General features: G+C 39.2%; 17 protein-coding genes. 3 read left to right on the top strand and 14 right to left on the bottom strand.

Annotation, left to right across the window (positions count from 1 at the left end; all coding sequences use genetic code 11):
• Window positions 1–2 precede the first annotated feature (2 nt).
• From NsoK4_RS06530 to NsoK4_RS06590, 13 genes are all read right to left on the bottom strand, one after another.
• Window positions 3–1001, bottom strand: a complete 999-nt coding sequence (locus NsoK4_RS06530) for an RNA-guided pseudouridylation complex pseudouridine synthase subunit Cbf5 (protein WP_211686307.1) — start codon at window positions 999–1001, stop codon at window positions 3–5.
• Window positions 998–1558, bottom strand: coding sequence for an AAA family ATPase (locus tag NsoK4_RS06535; protein WP_211686309.1), 561 nt, complete (start codon window positions 1556–1558; stop codon window positions 998–1000). Before NsoK4_RS06535 ends, NsoK4_RS06530 begins: the two co-directional genes overlap by 4 nt.
• A complete protein-coding gene (locus NsoK4_RS06540) occupies window positions 1555–2199 on the bottom strand; it encodes an EMC3/TMCO1 family protein (protein WP_211686311.1) in 645 nt (214 codons plus the stop codon). Before NsoK4_RS06540 ends, NsoK4_RS06535 begins: the two co-directional genes overlap by 4 nt.
• 3 nt (window positions 2200–2202) lie before the next feature.
• Window positions 2203–2790 (bottom strand): adenylate kinase, encoded by a 588-nt coding sequence (locus tag NsoK4_RS06545; RefSeq protein WP_249111020.1) that lies wholly within the window; start codon window positions 2788–2790, stop codon window positions 2203–2205.
• A complete protein-coding gene (secY, locus tag NsoK4_RS06550) occupies window positions 2768–4198 on the bottom strand; it encodes a preprotein translocase subunit SecY (protein ID WP_211686315.1) in 1431 nt (476 codons plus the stop codon). The genes NsoK4_RS06545 and secY overlap by 23 nt, the downstream gene beginning before the upstream one ends.
• Window positions 4191–4616 carry an uL15 family ribosomal protein gene (locus NsoK4_RS06555; protein WP_211686316.1) on the bottom strand — a complete coding sequence of 142 codons (426 nt, stop codon included), beginning with the start codon at window positions 4614–4616 and terminating at the stop codon, window positions 4191–4193. Before NsoK4_RS06555 ends, secY begins: the two co-directional genes overlap by 8 nt.
• A 1-nt stretch (window position 4617) precedes the next feature.
• The gene (locus NsoK4_RS06560; protein ID WP_211686318.1) at window positions 4618–5085 is read right to left on the bottom strand and encodes a 50S ribosomal protein L30; all 468 of its coding nucleotides are present in this window, start codon (window positions 5083–5085) and stop codon (window positions 4618–4620) included.
• 7 nt (window positions 5086–5092) lie between these two features.
• A complete protein-coding gene (locus tag NsoK4_RS06565) occupies window positions 5093–5773 on the bottom strand; it encodes a 30S ribosomal protein S5 (RefSeq protein ID WP_211686320.1) in 681 nt (226 codons plus the stop codon).
• A 2-nt stretch (window positions 5774–5775) separates the two neighbouring features.
• Window positions 5776–6258, bottom strand: a complete 483-nt coding sequence (locus NsoK4_RS06570; RefSeq protein WP_211686322.1) for a 50S ribosomal protein L18 — start codon at window positions 6256–6258, stop codon at window positions 5776–5778.
• 36 nt (window positions 6259–6294) lie between these two features.
• Window positions 6295–7176 carry an ornithine carbamoyltransferase gene (gene argF, locus NsoK4_RS06575; protein ID WP_249111022.1) on the bottom strand — a complete coding sequence of 294 codons (882 nt, stop codon included), beginning with the start codon at window positions 7174–7176 and terminating at the stop codon, window positions 6295–6297.
• 26 nt (window positions 7177–7202) lie between these two features.
• On the bottom strand, window positions 7203–8675 hold the full coding sequence (ftsY, locus tag NsoK4_RS06580; RefSeq protein WP_211686326.1) for a signal recognition particle-docking protein FtsY: 1473 nt from the start codon (window positions 8673–8675) through the stop codon (window positions 7203–7205).
• Between the two features lie 4 nt (window positions 8676–8679).
• Window positions 8680–9102, bottom strand: coding sequence for a prefoldin subunit alpha (gene pfdA / locus NsoK4_RS06585; RefSeq protein ID WP_211686328.1), 423 nt, complete (start codon window positions 9100–9102; stop codon window positions 8680–8682).
• 99 nt (window positions 9103–9201) lie between these two features.
• Window positions 9202–9822, bottom strand: a complete 621-nt coding sequence (locus NsoK4_RS06590) for a superoxide dismutase (RefSeq protein ID WP_211686330.1) — start codon at window positions 9820–9822, stop codon at window positions 9202–9204.
• A 77-nt stretch (window positions 9823–9899) separates the two neighbouring features.
• On the opposite strand from NsoK4_RS06590, the gene NsoK4_RS06595 reads away from it, so the two are divergent.
• On the top strand, window positions 9900–11945 hold the full coding sequence (locus NsoK4_RS06595; RefSeq protein WP_211686332.1) for a S8 family serine peptidase: 2046 nt from the start codon (window positions 9900–9902) through the stop codon (window positions 11943–11945).
• On the opposite strand, the gene pckA is transcribed toward NsoK4_RS06595, so the two are convergent.
• The gene (gene pckA, locus NsoK4_RS06600; protein ID WP_211686334.1) at window positions 11929–13533 is read right to left on the bottom strand and encodes a phosphoenolpyruvate carboxykinase (ATP); all 1605 of its coding nucleotides are present in this window, start codon (window positions 13531–13533) and stop codon (window positions 11929–11931) included. The two genes, NsoK4_RS06595 and pckA, sit on opposite strands and share 17 nt — an antisense overlap.
• Window positions 13534–13683: 150 nt before the next feature.
• On the opposite strand from pckA, the gene NsoK4_RS06605 reads away from it, so the two are divergent.
• Together NsoK4_RS06605 and NsoK4_RS06610 are read left to right on the top strand one after the other, a co-directional pair.
• Complete coding sequence (locus NsoK4_RS06605) at window positions 13684–14088, top strand: 50S ribosomal protein L32e (RefSeq protein WP_211686336.1); 405 nt, start codon at window positions 13684–13686, stop codon at window positions 14086–14088.
• A complete protein-coding gene (locus tag NsoK4_RS06610; RefSeq protein WP_211686339.1) occupies window positions 14072–14527 on the top strand; it encodes a 50S ribosomal protein L19e in 456 nt (151 codons plus the stop codon). Before NsoK4_RS06605 ends, NsoK4_RS06610 begins: the two co-directional genes overlap by 17 nt.
• Window positions 14528–14551: the final 24 nt, after the last annotated feature.

Raw genomic sequence — 14551 nt, forward strand, 5'->3', positions numbered from 1 at the left:
GATTATTCTTTTTGGGTAGGTTTTGTTCTCCATTTTTTTGGATATGTGTTGGGAGCCATGATTATTCGTCTAGTCTCAAATGCATAGCCTTTTGTTGCCTCTTTGATTTCTTCTTCATACATTTGAGATTCAGCTAGTGCAACTGCCTCTCCTTTTTGAGTATAGATTGCAACAATGTCACCTTTTTTCAAATTAGGGGAAATTTTCAAGATTCCAGGTATTGCAAGCTGTGCACCATGACACAATGCATCAACGGCAGAATCTCGAATTACAACTGATTTTAATTCGCTTAGTGCAACCTCAACTGGTTTTATCATCGTCATTAGTTTAGAGTCGTCTTTTTTCTCTTCCCACTGAGCATATGCATCTGCAAGCTCATGCATCGTAACGAGTCCATCAGTCTCTCGGAATTGATCAACCCTAGTTCTCCTCAGCTCAATCATTGTGCCTCCCGGGCCTAAAATTTCACCAATGTCGTAGTATAATTTTCGAATGTACGTTCCTGCCTCACACAAAACTCTCATCAGGAGCAGTCTCTCTTTTTGCTCTAATACTTCTAGTTCATAGATAGTTCTTGTTCTTGTTTTTCTAACAACAGCAGAACGTTGTGGTGGTTTTTGATATATTTCTCCAACAAACATGTCTAAAACTTCTTTGAGTTTTTCTTTTGATGGAAGAGAATGGATTCTGCCAAGTGCATGATATTCCTTTGGACCATACAGTAAGACGCCTAAGGCTTTTGTTGCCTCGCCTAATCCGAGCGGCAATACTCCAGACACCTGAGGATCAAGTGTTCCGCTGTGACCAATCTTTGGAATTTTCAAAATTCGTTTTGCCCAAGCAACCGTTTCATGACTAGTAGGGCCCGGAGGTTTGTCAAGAAGGATGATTCCATAGTTCAGAAGCTGTTCTAATGTTCTTTTGTCATAGTATGTGCCATATGCATCATCTGTGATGTCTTGATCAATTTCTATTAGGTTTTCTAATTGTTTTAGCGTCATAGTAGTTTTCTCACAGTTTCTTTTGCAACATCAATTACTTGTTGTGCTGTAAGATGATCAGTATTAATAATTACATCAAAAACTGACTTGTCATCACCAAAATCAAAATCATATAGTTTTTTGTACAATGCTTTGTTTTTGTCAAATCTTTCCTTTGTTACCTCATATGCCTCCTCTGAGCTCATGTTGTCTCTGGTCTGCATTCTTTTTGTGCTGCTTGCATGAGAGCCTTCAAGCCATATTTTGATGCCATCTGTGATAAGCCAGGGCAATGTGTAACTTGTAATTACCATCCCACCTTCATTGAAAAGATTGGTTAATTTCTCATCTAGTTTTTTGTCAAACTCATCGTTTTGTTCTCTTTGAGATAAAAACTGCATACCTTCTTTTGTATCCCACCAGTCATCACCATCAGAATTGAATCCGTGTTCTTTTGCCATCTCCTTTAGGACATCACCACCACTAAGATACTTGAGGTTGAATTCTTCGGCTAGTCCTTTGGCAACAGTGGTTTTTCCGACTGCAGGAGGGCCAGAAATTACAATTGATTTTGTCAACCTAGATCCATTGAAGTTTTGGTTAGTTTCATAATTATACCGCTAAAAGCGATTGATGAAAGAAAATACCAAGCCCAAAGGAATAATGCATTTTCTTGTTGGCAGACATGTTCAGGATCTGCTGCCTGTTCAGCAGTACAAGTTAGTTGGAAAAAGTCACCAGGTATGACATTTAATGGAATTGGAGAAACTGCAACTGTGTATGCAAACAGATGTGGCAACACAAAATAGAAAATCAAAATTAAAGGAACAAATGTAATCATCATTGGTCTCATATTCATCTGCATCATTTCCATTGACATCTTGTTCATGTATGCAGATTTTTTGTTGAGTTCATTGATCTTTGATTGGTCTTTTGCTCTCATTGCTGCCATTCTTTCTTTTTGGAATGCGCGTGTCTCTTTCATGATTCTTTTTAGCTTGACTTGATCTACCATCTTCTTTCTAACAGCAGAGTTAAACAAGTTCAGCATTATTCCAAACCCGGCAACTGCAAATAGTGTTGGAACCATTCCTTTCACTATAGGGTCGTCGCTTCCAAGTGCCCCTCTATCTCCTCCAAAAAAGTCAAACTGGAGGACTAGAGAGTCCAGGTTGTAAAAGAAAGAATCAAGAAATAAGAAGATAAAATTAACGTCCATTTTTTACAGTCCTAATGAATTAATGATCTTTTCTGCTGCTTCATCAATCTTTCCCTCCCTATTGAGCACGTATTTGATTGGAGCACCACAAATCACCGCACATGCTGAGATTATTCCAGATTGAAAGTCAAGTTCTTTTTTGACATTTGCAAGGGTGATTTTGTCTCTGTTTCTAGTAAAATCTTTGATTCTTCTGCTATAGATCTCTTCAGGTTTTGCTGAAACAGATACAAAGTTTGTGGGTTTGATAATTTTTAAAACATGTTCTGGCAATCCCGGATAGTATCCTTCAGGGGAGCTGATGAATGCATGAGTGTCAATGATTACCACATCATCAGTCATGCTTGCAAGTTTCTCAGCTGCAATCTTTTGCAGTTTTTGTTGTTCTGTAACTGCTAGTTTTCTTAGATCATCGCGGTCTTCTAGTCCATTTTCTTTGGCAACATCAAACATCAAAGTACCAAAGCTGTAAACGTTAACTGTTTTGTTTTGTTCTTTTAGCATTTCAACTACTCGTTTTAGTAAAGAGGTCTTTCCTACGCCAGGAATTCCTACCATTACAACCTTCTTATTTTCTACCAAGTAAAGCACCCAGCCGTGGCATAACAACTTCGACTTGTTCTCTTACTAGTTGAGTGTAATAGTTGATGAGAATATCCACCATAAGTAAAATTCCGATACCAGAACCAAATACTCCCAGTACATCAGAGACACCTGCTAATGCACCCAAAATCATTGAACCAATTATCGTTACAGATGGAATGTACTTGTTTAGCAGTGCTTCAACAGGTTTGTTTGATCTTCTGAATCCTGGAATTTGTACATCTGCATCAAGTAAGTTTTGAGCAGCACTCTTTGGGGACAAACCACCAAGCTCGACCCAAAGTCTACCAAAGACAACAACAATTCCAATCATAAACAAAACATATCCTACAGCTCTTCCAGGATCTAGTGCTGCAACATCAAGACCTCTTGGAGGAGTGATGTAGTAGATAAGACCTCCAATTGGAGTCGAAGGACTTGTCGGGTCAAACTGCCCTATAATGTTCATAAACGCATTATTGTTTCGCGGGTTAAAGTTTGCCCAGAACATCTGTCCAATGAATACAGCATTTGCAGTAAGTGCAGATGCCAAGATAACTGGAATGTTAGAGACATACATCATTTTGATTGGGTAAACTGCAGAGAATCCTCTATACTTTGTAGATACGATTGGAATCTCAATTTTCATACCTTGTGTGAATACCAGTATCAGCAAGATACCCGCCGTAAGACAAAGCCCGAATATGCTAGGAAGTTGGTTTGAACGGAATAAGATGTTGGATAGATCACCGCCCATAATTGACTGGCCAATATATGGAATAATACCAATTGTTCCACCATCACCTGCAGGCAACGGGCTGAACATACTCCATAGAATCTGCTGAGCAACACCTGCCATGATAAACAGACTGATGCCAGAGCCTAGACCCCATCCCTTCTGTATCAGCTCGTCTAAGAACATGATAATTATCGATGCAGCCATCAACTGACCAATCATCACATACAAGACGTATGGTTCAGGAACTCCTGGGCCATAGACTGCTGCTGCGTATACGATTGATTCGGCAACAATTACAACATAAGTTACTAATTTAGTAGCAGTTTGAAAGATGCCTCTTTCTTCTGGTTTTTTGAAGTCAAATCTCAAAATCTCAGAACCCCTAAGCAATTGCATCAAGAGACCAGCAGTTACTATCGGCCCTATTCCTAGCTCCACTAGAGTTCCTTGTTGTGATGCAAAGATGACTCTTGCAAACTGCAAAAAGTCAAACTCTGGTGCTGTTGCTCCAAACAGCGGAGTCTGTCCCATTACCATATAGATCAAAAGTGCGATTCCACACCAAAGCAATCTAGTCGATAAGGGGATTTTCTTTTTTGGTTTAGGAACTTGAGGAAGGTATGGTTCTGCTTTGAAAACGACCTTTCTGATAATGTTAGTTAGTGTACCCTCAGCCATTGTTATCTAACACCTCTCCTCCTACGGCTTTGATTTTCTCTTCGGCTGATGCGGTAAATCGGTTCACTTTGACAGTATAAGCAGTTGATGCCTTACCGCCACCAAGAAGCTTTTCAATACCTGCAGCTTCTAGGTCAATGACTTTTTTGCCTCCATCTTCTTTTCCGAATTTTGAGAATAGATCATCTAGATCGCGGACACTAGCCCATTTTTTGGTAATGTTTGGATGAGGTGGGTGAGTAGATTCATGGCCAAAATGATTTGGTTCATCTTTTAACAAAGTACTATAATGATGCTTCATCATACCAGCAACTCCAAGACCACCTTTGTGACCGCTTGCACGGTGTTGAGCAACTTGGCCCCATCCCATGTTACGTCCGCCTCTGAGTTTTCTTGTTTTTCTTAGTCGAGTTGCCATCTTACATCATGTTCCTCACTAAAGTTCCAAGATCTTTGTTTTCTCCAAGAACACCCTTCTGACCATACAGTCTTTTGGTACTGCGTTTGAATCCATATCGTGGTGGAGCCAATGCAAACCAGGGTTTCAGAGGTTTCAATTTTGAAAGAGTTGCTTTGCCTTCAGATAGAGCCTTTCCAAGCTCATCAGTACTTGCAAATCCTAATTCTTTAAGATCATCAGATGTAATTTTTTGATATCCAGACTTTCTTCCTTTTTTGTCCAAGAGTTCTTTTGCCAATCCTGCATCAAGTTCAATCCAGGAGATGTAGTGCTTGATTTTGTTTAGCATTCCTAGTGTGTTGTCCTTGGCAGGAAGAATTGTTGCACGGTATTTCTTTTCTAGTTTGAGTAGTTCCATAGTAGTTGTTGCCCAGTGAGGAACATCTGCTTGCCCTTTGATTCTAACTACGAGGTATGCACTTGCCATTTCCCATTCATCCCTGACTGAATGTCTGTCGTAGACATGCCAAAATTGCTTTTGAAGTTGAGTTCATTGTAGGAGTAGAGCCCTTTGCTGTAGTCCAGGCATCCTTTAGTCCTGCTAATTCCAATAATCGTTTAATCTTACCACCAGCTACCAAACCTAATCCACGTGGTGCTGGAATAATTTCAATTGTAACACTTCCACCCTTTCCTTTAATCTTGAATGGAACAGAATGTTTTTGATCACATCTGCATTCCCAACTGCCGCACCCTAACTTGATTGGATTGACATTAAGCATTGCTTGGTTTGTTGCTTTTTCAATTGCAATTCTCATTTGTTTTGATTTACCTTGGCCAATTCCCAAATAGCCGTTTTCGTTTCCTGCAGCTACGATTGCTTTGAATCTAGTTGATTGTCCGTTTGATGTCATCTTTTGAATAATTCCAACATCAACTACTTCGCTTTTCAAGTCTGGGAGCAGTTTTTTGATAATTCCTGCTTCTTGAATTCTAAGACCTTGTGAGATTATATCTTCAATAGAAGTAATTTCACCTGCTGCTACTTTTTTACCTAAAATTGTTTTTGGAATCCAAACCTCTTCTTCTGGTTCTCTTCTTGGTCTTCTCTGACCTCCGCCACCACGGCCTTGCCCTCCAGGACCTCCTGTACGACTTTGTGTTGCTTGACTCATATCTACTTGACCTCGCCATCAATTGCGGATTTTATTTTTGATACGTCGTTTTTTACTGTAAGATGTTCACCGTTGATTCTCTCCTCAGGTGGAAATGTTTCTTCATCTGCAGGTACCTCAACACCGGCATCAACTACCCCTTTGAGTGCTGCTGCCATTCGTTGGGTGTATTTTCTAGTACCAGTATACAAGATAGCATCCTTTGCTCCTTGTCCCAGTGCCTTCTTTCCTGCAATATAACCAGTAAGATATGCGGCTGGGACGTTCTTTCTTGAACCCTTCCAGCCTTTATCAAGTAAATAACGTGAATGTGCTGATGCGATAACCTTGTCTCCTGCCATTCCAGGCTTGAGTATTTGGACTTGGGTGTTTTCATTAGTAATATTTACAGTGATAAAGTCACGCTTGCCCATTAGCATTGTGCCTCTTTTCTTGTAATTGGTCTTCTCTTCCCTAAGTCTTCTCAATATTTTTGAATAGGCCATCTATAGGATTCGAGTTTGAATCTGCTCTTATATACGTTAAGCGCGAATTAGCGATACCAATAATGCTTTTTGCGAATGCAGACGGTTTTCTGCTTCATCCCAAACAACAGACTGAGGTCCATCAATTACAGATGCAGTGACTTCACTTCCCCGTTTTGCTGGAAGGCAATGCATGAAGATAGAATTCTTTTTTGCTTTTTTCATCAATGCAGAGTTTACTTGGTATTTTGGAAGGAATTTTTTAGTTCGTTTTGGATCGCGGTTATGAATTGATGTGAACGTATCAGTTACAACAACATCTGCATTAGAAACTGCTTTGATCGGATCGGTAGTCAACACTACCTTGATGGATTTGTTTGCCTCATTTACAACGGTTTTGTCTGGTTCAAAGCCCTTTGGCGTTGCAACTGAGATGTCCGAACCTGCCAAAGCGCAACCAATAATCATAGAATTACAAACATTGTTTCCATCGCCAATCCATGCAATTTTTAGATTTTTGATTTTTCCTTTCTTTTCTTTTATTGTAACAAAATCAGCTAGAATCTGACACGGGTGAAACGTATCTGAGAGTCCGTTGATCACAGGAACTGTCGCATGTTCAGATAATTTTTCTAGCAAGTCATGATCATATACACGTGCCATGATACAATTTGTGTATCTAGATAAAGTCTTTGCAGTGTCTTCGACAGATTCCCCACGAGACAGTTGCGTATCATCAGATGAGAGATTGATTGCATAACCACCTAGTTGAAACATTCCGACCTCAAAACTTACGCGAGTTCGAGTTGACGGTTTTTGAAAAATCATTGCAAGTGTTTTGTTTTTCAGAACGGGTTTGTTTCCTTTTTTTAGTTCTTTTTTTAGTTTGATTGAAAGATCAATTAACTGCGCAAATTCTTTTGGGGATAGTTCCGCCAAAGTGAGTAAATTTTTTGTTTTGAGTTTCATTTCTTGAAGAATCCAAATAAGCCCCGTTTCTTTTTAGGTTTTTCTTCTTCTTTATCTTGTTTTTGCTCTTCAATCTCTTCTTTGTCAGGTTCTGATTTTTCTGGTTCGGGTTCTGGTTTTGGTGACTCGCCAGGTTCTGGTCTTCCTTGTTCAATCCATTTTCTAATTTTTCCACCTAGATTGAATGCTTCATCATCAGTTTCAGGGGGAGGAATATCATATAGGTCTGAAAAAGTTGCAATGTCATTATCACTGATTCCCTCAAACGGATCATCACTTTTTGCAACAACTTTTGCAGGTTCTGGTTCCTTGGTTGGTTCTGGTTCTGGTTCCTTGGTTGGTTCTGGTTCCTTGGTTGGTTCTGGTTCCTTGGTTGGTTCTGGTTCCTTGGTTGGTTCTGGTTCCTTGGTTGGTTCTGGTTCCTTGGTTGGTTCTGGTTCCTTGGTTGGTTCTGGTTCCTTGGTTGGTTCTGGTTCCTTGGTTGGTTCTGGTTCCTTGGTTGGTTCTGGTTCCTTGGTTGGTTCTGGTTCCTTGGAGGGAGTTTGTTTGATTTCAACATCCTCTAGTGAACCAAATACAGTTTCTAGGAATGTTTCTTTGTTAAACGGTTTAAGGTCAGGATATTCTTGGCCAACTCCAACATAGAGAACAGGAGTAGAGGTAATTTTTACAATAGACAGTGCTGCACCACCACGGGCATCAGCATCACTCTTTGTTAGAATGGAACCATCAAATTTCACATGTTCAAAAAACTCTCTTGCTTGATTGACAGTATCATTTCCAGCCAATGAATCGCCAACAAAAATTTTGAAATCAGGATTTACAACTTTGGTAATCTTTGCAATTTGTTCCATCAGATTTTTGCTTGTTTGCATTCTTCCAGCAGTATCAATCAAAACACAGTCAGTTTTGTGGGATTTTGCATACAATACAGCATCTCTTGCTACTGCAGCAGGATCTGAATTGTAATTTTGTGCAACTAGTTTTAGATTTAGTCTATTTGTGTGCCCACGTAGTTGTTCAATTGCACCTGCTCTAAATGTGTCAGCTGCTGCAACCACTACTGAATACTTTGCTTGTGATAACATATATGCAACTTTGGCAAGTGAGGTTGTTTTTCCAGTTCCATTAATTCCAACAAACAAAACAACAAAAGGCTGACCTGCATCTTTTTTCTCATCAATTTTTGCAAAAAGGTCTATCGTTCCTGCTTCATCAAACAGATCAGATATGCTTGAAATTAAACTGTCTTTGACAAATTTTTCAATTTCATTTTTTGGTACCTTAGAACCAATTAATTTCTCTTTTAGGTCTGATTTTATAGAATCAATTACCTCACTTGCAACATCAGATTCCATAAGAGAAATTTCTAATTCAAATAAAATATCCTCAATATCTTTTTCATTGAGTTCTTTTTCACCAAGACTTTTTGCAGCATTAGAAAATGCATTGCGTAATTTATCAAACATTGTTTTAACCTGAAGATGATCTAGATGCCATCATCAACTGATTCATCTGTTCTTTTCCTTGTTCAAGTCTCATTGATGCATCTTGTTTCTTTGCAGATGTATCTTGTAGTGCAACTTCAATTTCTTTTAGTCGTGCTTCAAGATAGTTTATTGCAGAATCAACATCCTTTTCCATAGAAATGCCAGCACCAATGTTCAAAACAATTTTGTCAGCAGATGAAATCTTTGTCTGAGCAAAAGTCCCCATCCCAAGTGGAACAAGTGTCTCAGAGGTCGGTTTTTCTTTTAATGATTTAAGAGACTCTATTGCAGATGTTGCTTCTCGAAGAATATTGTACAGTGTTCCTTCTCTTTGGGATAATTCACCAAAATAAGATTCAAGCATTTGCATCTGTTGCAATAATTGCTGGGCCTGTTCTTCACTCATTTACAACAAACCTCTCTCAGATGGTTATAAATTCATTCATGGGATTAGTGAAATCAATAGTCAAAATGAAAAGTGAATAAAAAAATAAAGGTTTGATCTTTATTTTGCTTTGGAGAATCTTGATTCTACCTCATCCCAGTTTACCACATTCCACCAATTTGAAATGTAGTCTGGTCTCTTGTTTTGATATTTGAGATAGTATGCATGTTCCCAAACATCACAACCAAGTAACGGAATCAATCCTTCAGTTCTTGGGCTAGTCTGATTTGGCATAGCTTTGTACTCAACCTTTCCTGAAGAAGGATTGTATACTAACCATCCCCAACCACTGCCTTGAATAACTGCAGAACTTGATGAGAACTTCTCCTTGAAGTCTGAAAAGCTTCCAAAGGATGCATTAATTGCATCAGCAATTGATCCTCCTGGCTCTCCACCTCCATTTGGTTTCATGTTGTTCCAAAATAGCCTATGGTTATCAAATCCACCACCGTTGAAGTTGATTGCACCTCTTTGAGCTTCCGGCACAGAATTGATATCAGACAAGATATCTACAATATCCTTATCTTGAATTTCTGCAGGACAACTCTCAAGAGCTGCATTTAGTTTGTCAGTGTATGTTTGATGATGCTTTGTGTGATGAATCTCCATTGTTTTTGCATCAATGTGAGGCTCTAGTGCATCATAAGCATAGGGCATTTCAGGAAGTGTGTATTTTCCCATAAAAGCAACAGTGTGTTTATGCCATTTATTGCTTTACTAGACAATTGGTTTTTACTTGCTGAAATATTTCACAAATCATGAAACAAGTTGTAATTTTTTCTTTAATCATACTGGTTTCATCAATTTTACTTGTTTCACAATTTTTAGAATCAGAACATATTGGAGTTTATCTTGACAAGAGCGTCCCATTTGTCGGAACAGAGATTCCAAGAAACCAAGGAATATTCGGAGAAGGAGTAAAGATTGCAGTGATTGATACAGGCGTAGACTTTAACCATCCTGATCTTTTAGGATGGGGCCCTGATGGCAAAGTGATTGGAGGATACAACTTTATCAACGAAGATCAGCTGCCGTTGGACACAAACGGTCACGGTACCCAGGTTGCAGGAATAATTGCAGCAGATGGAAAAGTGAAAGGAGTTGCACCAAAGGCAAAGATTCTAGCTTACAAGGTTTCAGAAGACGGAGAAGGAGTGTCTTCGGATTTGATCATACAGGCAATAGATATGGCAATTGAAGATGGCGCAGACATAATCAACATAAGTTTAGGAGTCAATAAAACAAATGCAAGTATTGACAGTGCAGTAAGTAGGGCTTTAGATAGAGAGATTTTTGTAGTAGCTGCTGCAGGAAACGATGGACCATCATACAAAACAATTGGAAGTCCAGGAAAAACTTTAGGTTCTGTAACTGTTGGGGCAACATACAACAACTTGACATCAAGTTTGGTTGCGACACTTGATGTTGGAGAAAAACCATACACTGTAATTCCAATGGTGGGATCCACAAAACTTGATGATCCTGTCCAGGGAAAGATAATCTTCGGAGGATACGGAAAAGAATCAGACCTCAAAGACAAAGACGTAAAGGATTCCATCTTGTTGGTAGAAAGAGGAAGCGACGTCAAAGGAGAGTTGTTGTATTTTTCAATTAAAGAAGAAAATGCTGCAAACGCAGGGGCAAAAGCAATGATTGTGTACAACAACGAACCAGGAATCTTTCTTGGCGAATTAACTCATAACTTTACAAAACCAGGATACACACCAAGAATTCCAGTAGTATCAATTGACAGAGATGACGGACTAGAAATCAAAGAATCAAAAGACAAAGATGCCAGCCTTCACTTGTTTTACAATCCAGACTTTGTTGCTCATTTTAGCTCAAGGGGGCCAGTATCGCCATTTTTCATAAAGCCCGACATGGTAGCTCCGGGGGCATACATTAACACTACACAAAGCAATTCTGCTTACAACTTTACAAGCGGTACTAGCTACGCAGCACCACATGTTAGCGGAGCAGCTGCATTACTTTTAGAAAAGAATCCGCAAATCCATCATCATGAGATAAGGTCGCTTTTAATGACCACATCAGAGCCTGTTTCAGATGCATATGGGAAGCAGTTCTCCCTTAGTGATGCAGGCTCAGGCAGGCTAAACATAGCAAAGGCCTTTGAGGCAGACTTGGTTATTTTGCCACCAAATTTTGTGGTAAATGTATCATCAGACAACCCTACTGCAAAGCAAGAGTTTGATCTAAAGTTGCTTGGGGGATCAGACACAATATTTGATAAAATAGATGTGGCATTTGAGGGACCAGAATTTATCCAGTTTGCACATGTGATTGAAGGAAACACCTTGCAGGCAAAACTCAACGTAAATGGAGAAGAGTACGGAGACCATGAAGGAAAAATGATAATCAAACATAATGGAATTACATATGTTGTTCCATTTTTGATGCATTACACTTTGGGTTCTGTTTCTGTAACTCAGCAGGACGGCAAGTTGAGTTTTGATGTGTACCATCCAGAAGAATGGAACTTTGCAAAGATTTCAATTACAAACAGCAGAGATGGACGTATCGATGTGACAACTGCAACACCAACAAGAGATGCATTAATTGATGTGTTTGAGAATGCGGAATATTGGGTCGATGCAAAAATCAGAGTAAACGGTGAAACATTTGATGCGTTTAATGTAATTCAAGTAAATTCAGTTACAAATGAAAAACAACAGTTTGAACTTTTTAAAATTCCTCAAAAACAAGTTGGAATCATTGCAGTGATTGTTGCAATTGTAGGGGTTGTAGGATTAGCTATTAGAAGAAAGTCTATTGTGGAAGTTTAGGACCTGCTTGAGTGATTTCAGGATTCACATCGTCAAACTTCTTAAAGTTCTCAATGAACATCTGTGCAAGTTTCTTTGCAGACAAGTCATAGGCATCTTTATCAATCCATGTGTTTTTTGGATCCAAAACCTCTGAAGGCACATCGGGTACTTCAGTTGGGATATCCAAGTTAAACAAATCATTGTGCTCATACTTTACAATGTCTAGTGCACCAGTTAGTGCTGCAGTTACCATTGCCCTGCTGTACTTTATCTTGATTCTCTTTCCCACCCCGTATGGGCCACCAGACCAACCGGTGTTTACAAGATAAACCACAGTGTTGTGTTTGTTGATTTTTTCACCAAGCAACTTGGCATAAACGGATGCAGGTCTAGGCATGAATGGTGCTCCAAAACACTCAGAGAAAACTGATTTTGGTTCCTTGATCCCACGCTCTGTTCCAGCTAGTTTGCTTGTATATCCAGACATGAAATGAAACATTGCACCTTCTTTTGTCAATCTAGAGATAGGTGGCAAGACTCCCAATGCATCGGCAGTCAAAAAGACAATTACTTTTGGATGTCCACCAACACTTGGAATCACAGCACCAGGAATAAAGTCAAGAGGATATGCAACACGTGTGTTTTCTGTAATGGTGTTATCATCATAATCAGGTTTGTTATCATTTAGTACAACATTTTCTAATACGGCACCGGGTTTGATTGCGTTCCAGATTTCTGGTTCTGCCTCTTGGCTAAGGTTGATACATTTTGCATAACATCCACCTTCAAAGTTAAAAGTTCCATCATCAGACCAACCATGCTCATCATCACCAATCAATTGTCTGTTAGGATCTGCTGAAAGAGTTGTCTTTCCAGTACCGGACAATCCAAAGAACAATGCAGTGTCGCCGTCTTTGCCGATGTTTGCAGAGCAGTGCATCGGAAATATTCCCTTATCAGGCAAAATGAAGTTCATTACTCCAAACATTGACTTTTTCATTTCACCTGCATATTGTGTTCCGCCAATCAAGACAATTTTTCTTGTCAAGTCAATAAGGATGAAAACATCAGATGAGGTTCCATCTTCGCTAGGAACTGCTTCAAAGTCATTAATGCACATTACAGTAAATTCTGGCTCGTGGTTTTCTAGCTCATCTTGTGTGGGACGAATAAACAGATTTCTTGCAAATAGGTTTTGCCAAACATGATCATTGATAACTCTAATTGGTAAGCGATTATTCTTGTCAGCTCCTACAAAGCCATCAAAGACAAAGAGTTCCTTGTTTTCTACAAATGCCTTCATCTTTTCAAGCAATTTCTCAAACTTGCCAGATGGAAATTGGTGATTAACCTTTCCCCAGTCTATTGTATCATGGGTCTTGTCGTCATATACGATGAATCTATCATCAGGAGAACGGCCAGTATACTTTCCGGTATTTACAGAAAGCGAACCTGTAGAGTTTATGACTCCTTCTTTTCTCTCAACTGCTAGTTTGACCATCTCATCGACGCTCAAGTTTCTGTGGATTTTTGATGGGTTTATTCCAAAGTCTTTGAGTTGAGAGGCAAATTTCTCAGTAGTAGATGTGCCTACCACTTGAGTCATACAGAAAATCCTCCAATTGTGTATTGATAAATCCCAAATGCAGTCATGAGATATTTCGATCCGCCTTGATTTTCCTTATTATCTCTTTGCCAGAGATTAGAAATTTTTTCTCTAGGAACGTATTTATGTAAAATTTCAAGAGTGAATTTGATGCCGATCAACAAAGAAAAGCTAGCAAAGAGAAAAGAAGCTAAAGAACACAACCCAGAATTTATCAGACAAGAGAGCTGGCGTTATGTTAGACTCCAAACAACATGGAGAAAACCAAAAGGTATCGATAATCATCAGAGAAAACAAAAGAGCAGAGGTCGTCCCGGACTCGTCAAAGTAGGATACGGAGGACCAAAAGAAGCAAGAGGACTGCACCCATCAGGATTTACAGATAACTTAGTTTATTCATTAAGTGATTTAGAGAAACTAGATCCAAAGAAAGACGGAATCAGATTTGGTCATAGTGTTGGTACTAAAAAGAGAAAAGAGATTGTTGCAAAGGCAGTCGAAAACAAGTTCAAAATTTTCAATGCAAGAGTGAGTGCAAGTGGTAGTAAATCTTAAAGCTAAAAAAAGACTCGTCTCACGAGTTACAGGAGTAGGCGTTCACAGAATTAAATTTGATTCTGATCATCTAGATGATATTGCAGATGCAATCACTAGAGAAAACATCAGAAGCCTAATCACTGCAAACACAATCAAGTTCAAGCCAATTGTTGGAACTTCTAAAGGCCGTTCAAACACAAAGAAAGCCCAGAGGAACAAAAGAGGAACAAAACAAGGTTCCAAGCAAGGACGAAAAGGTGCAAGAGAAGGCAAAAAGGAAGTCTATGTTGCAAAGGTTCGCTCACTTAGAAGACTCTTAAAGATTGCAAAAGACAGAAAGGACTTGACAAACCCAGAATTTTGGTCTCTCTACAAGAAAGTAGGTGGTAACACAGTCAGAAACAAGGCCCACCTCAGGCAATTAATGGATGAGATTAAAGAAAAGAGAAACAAGTAGAAAAATCTCTAATAATTTTCTGCA

Origin of the sequence: Nitrosopumilus sp. K4 (assembly GCF_018128925.1) — an archaeon.
Classification (GTDB): domain Archaea; phylum Thermoproteota; class Nitrososphaeria; order Nitrososphaerales; family Nitrosopumilaceae; genus HKST03.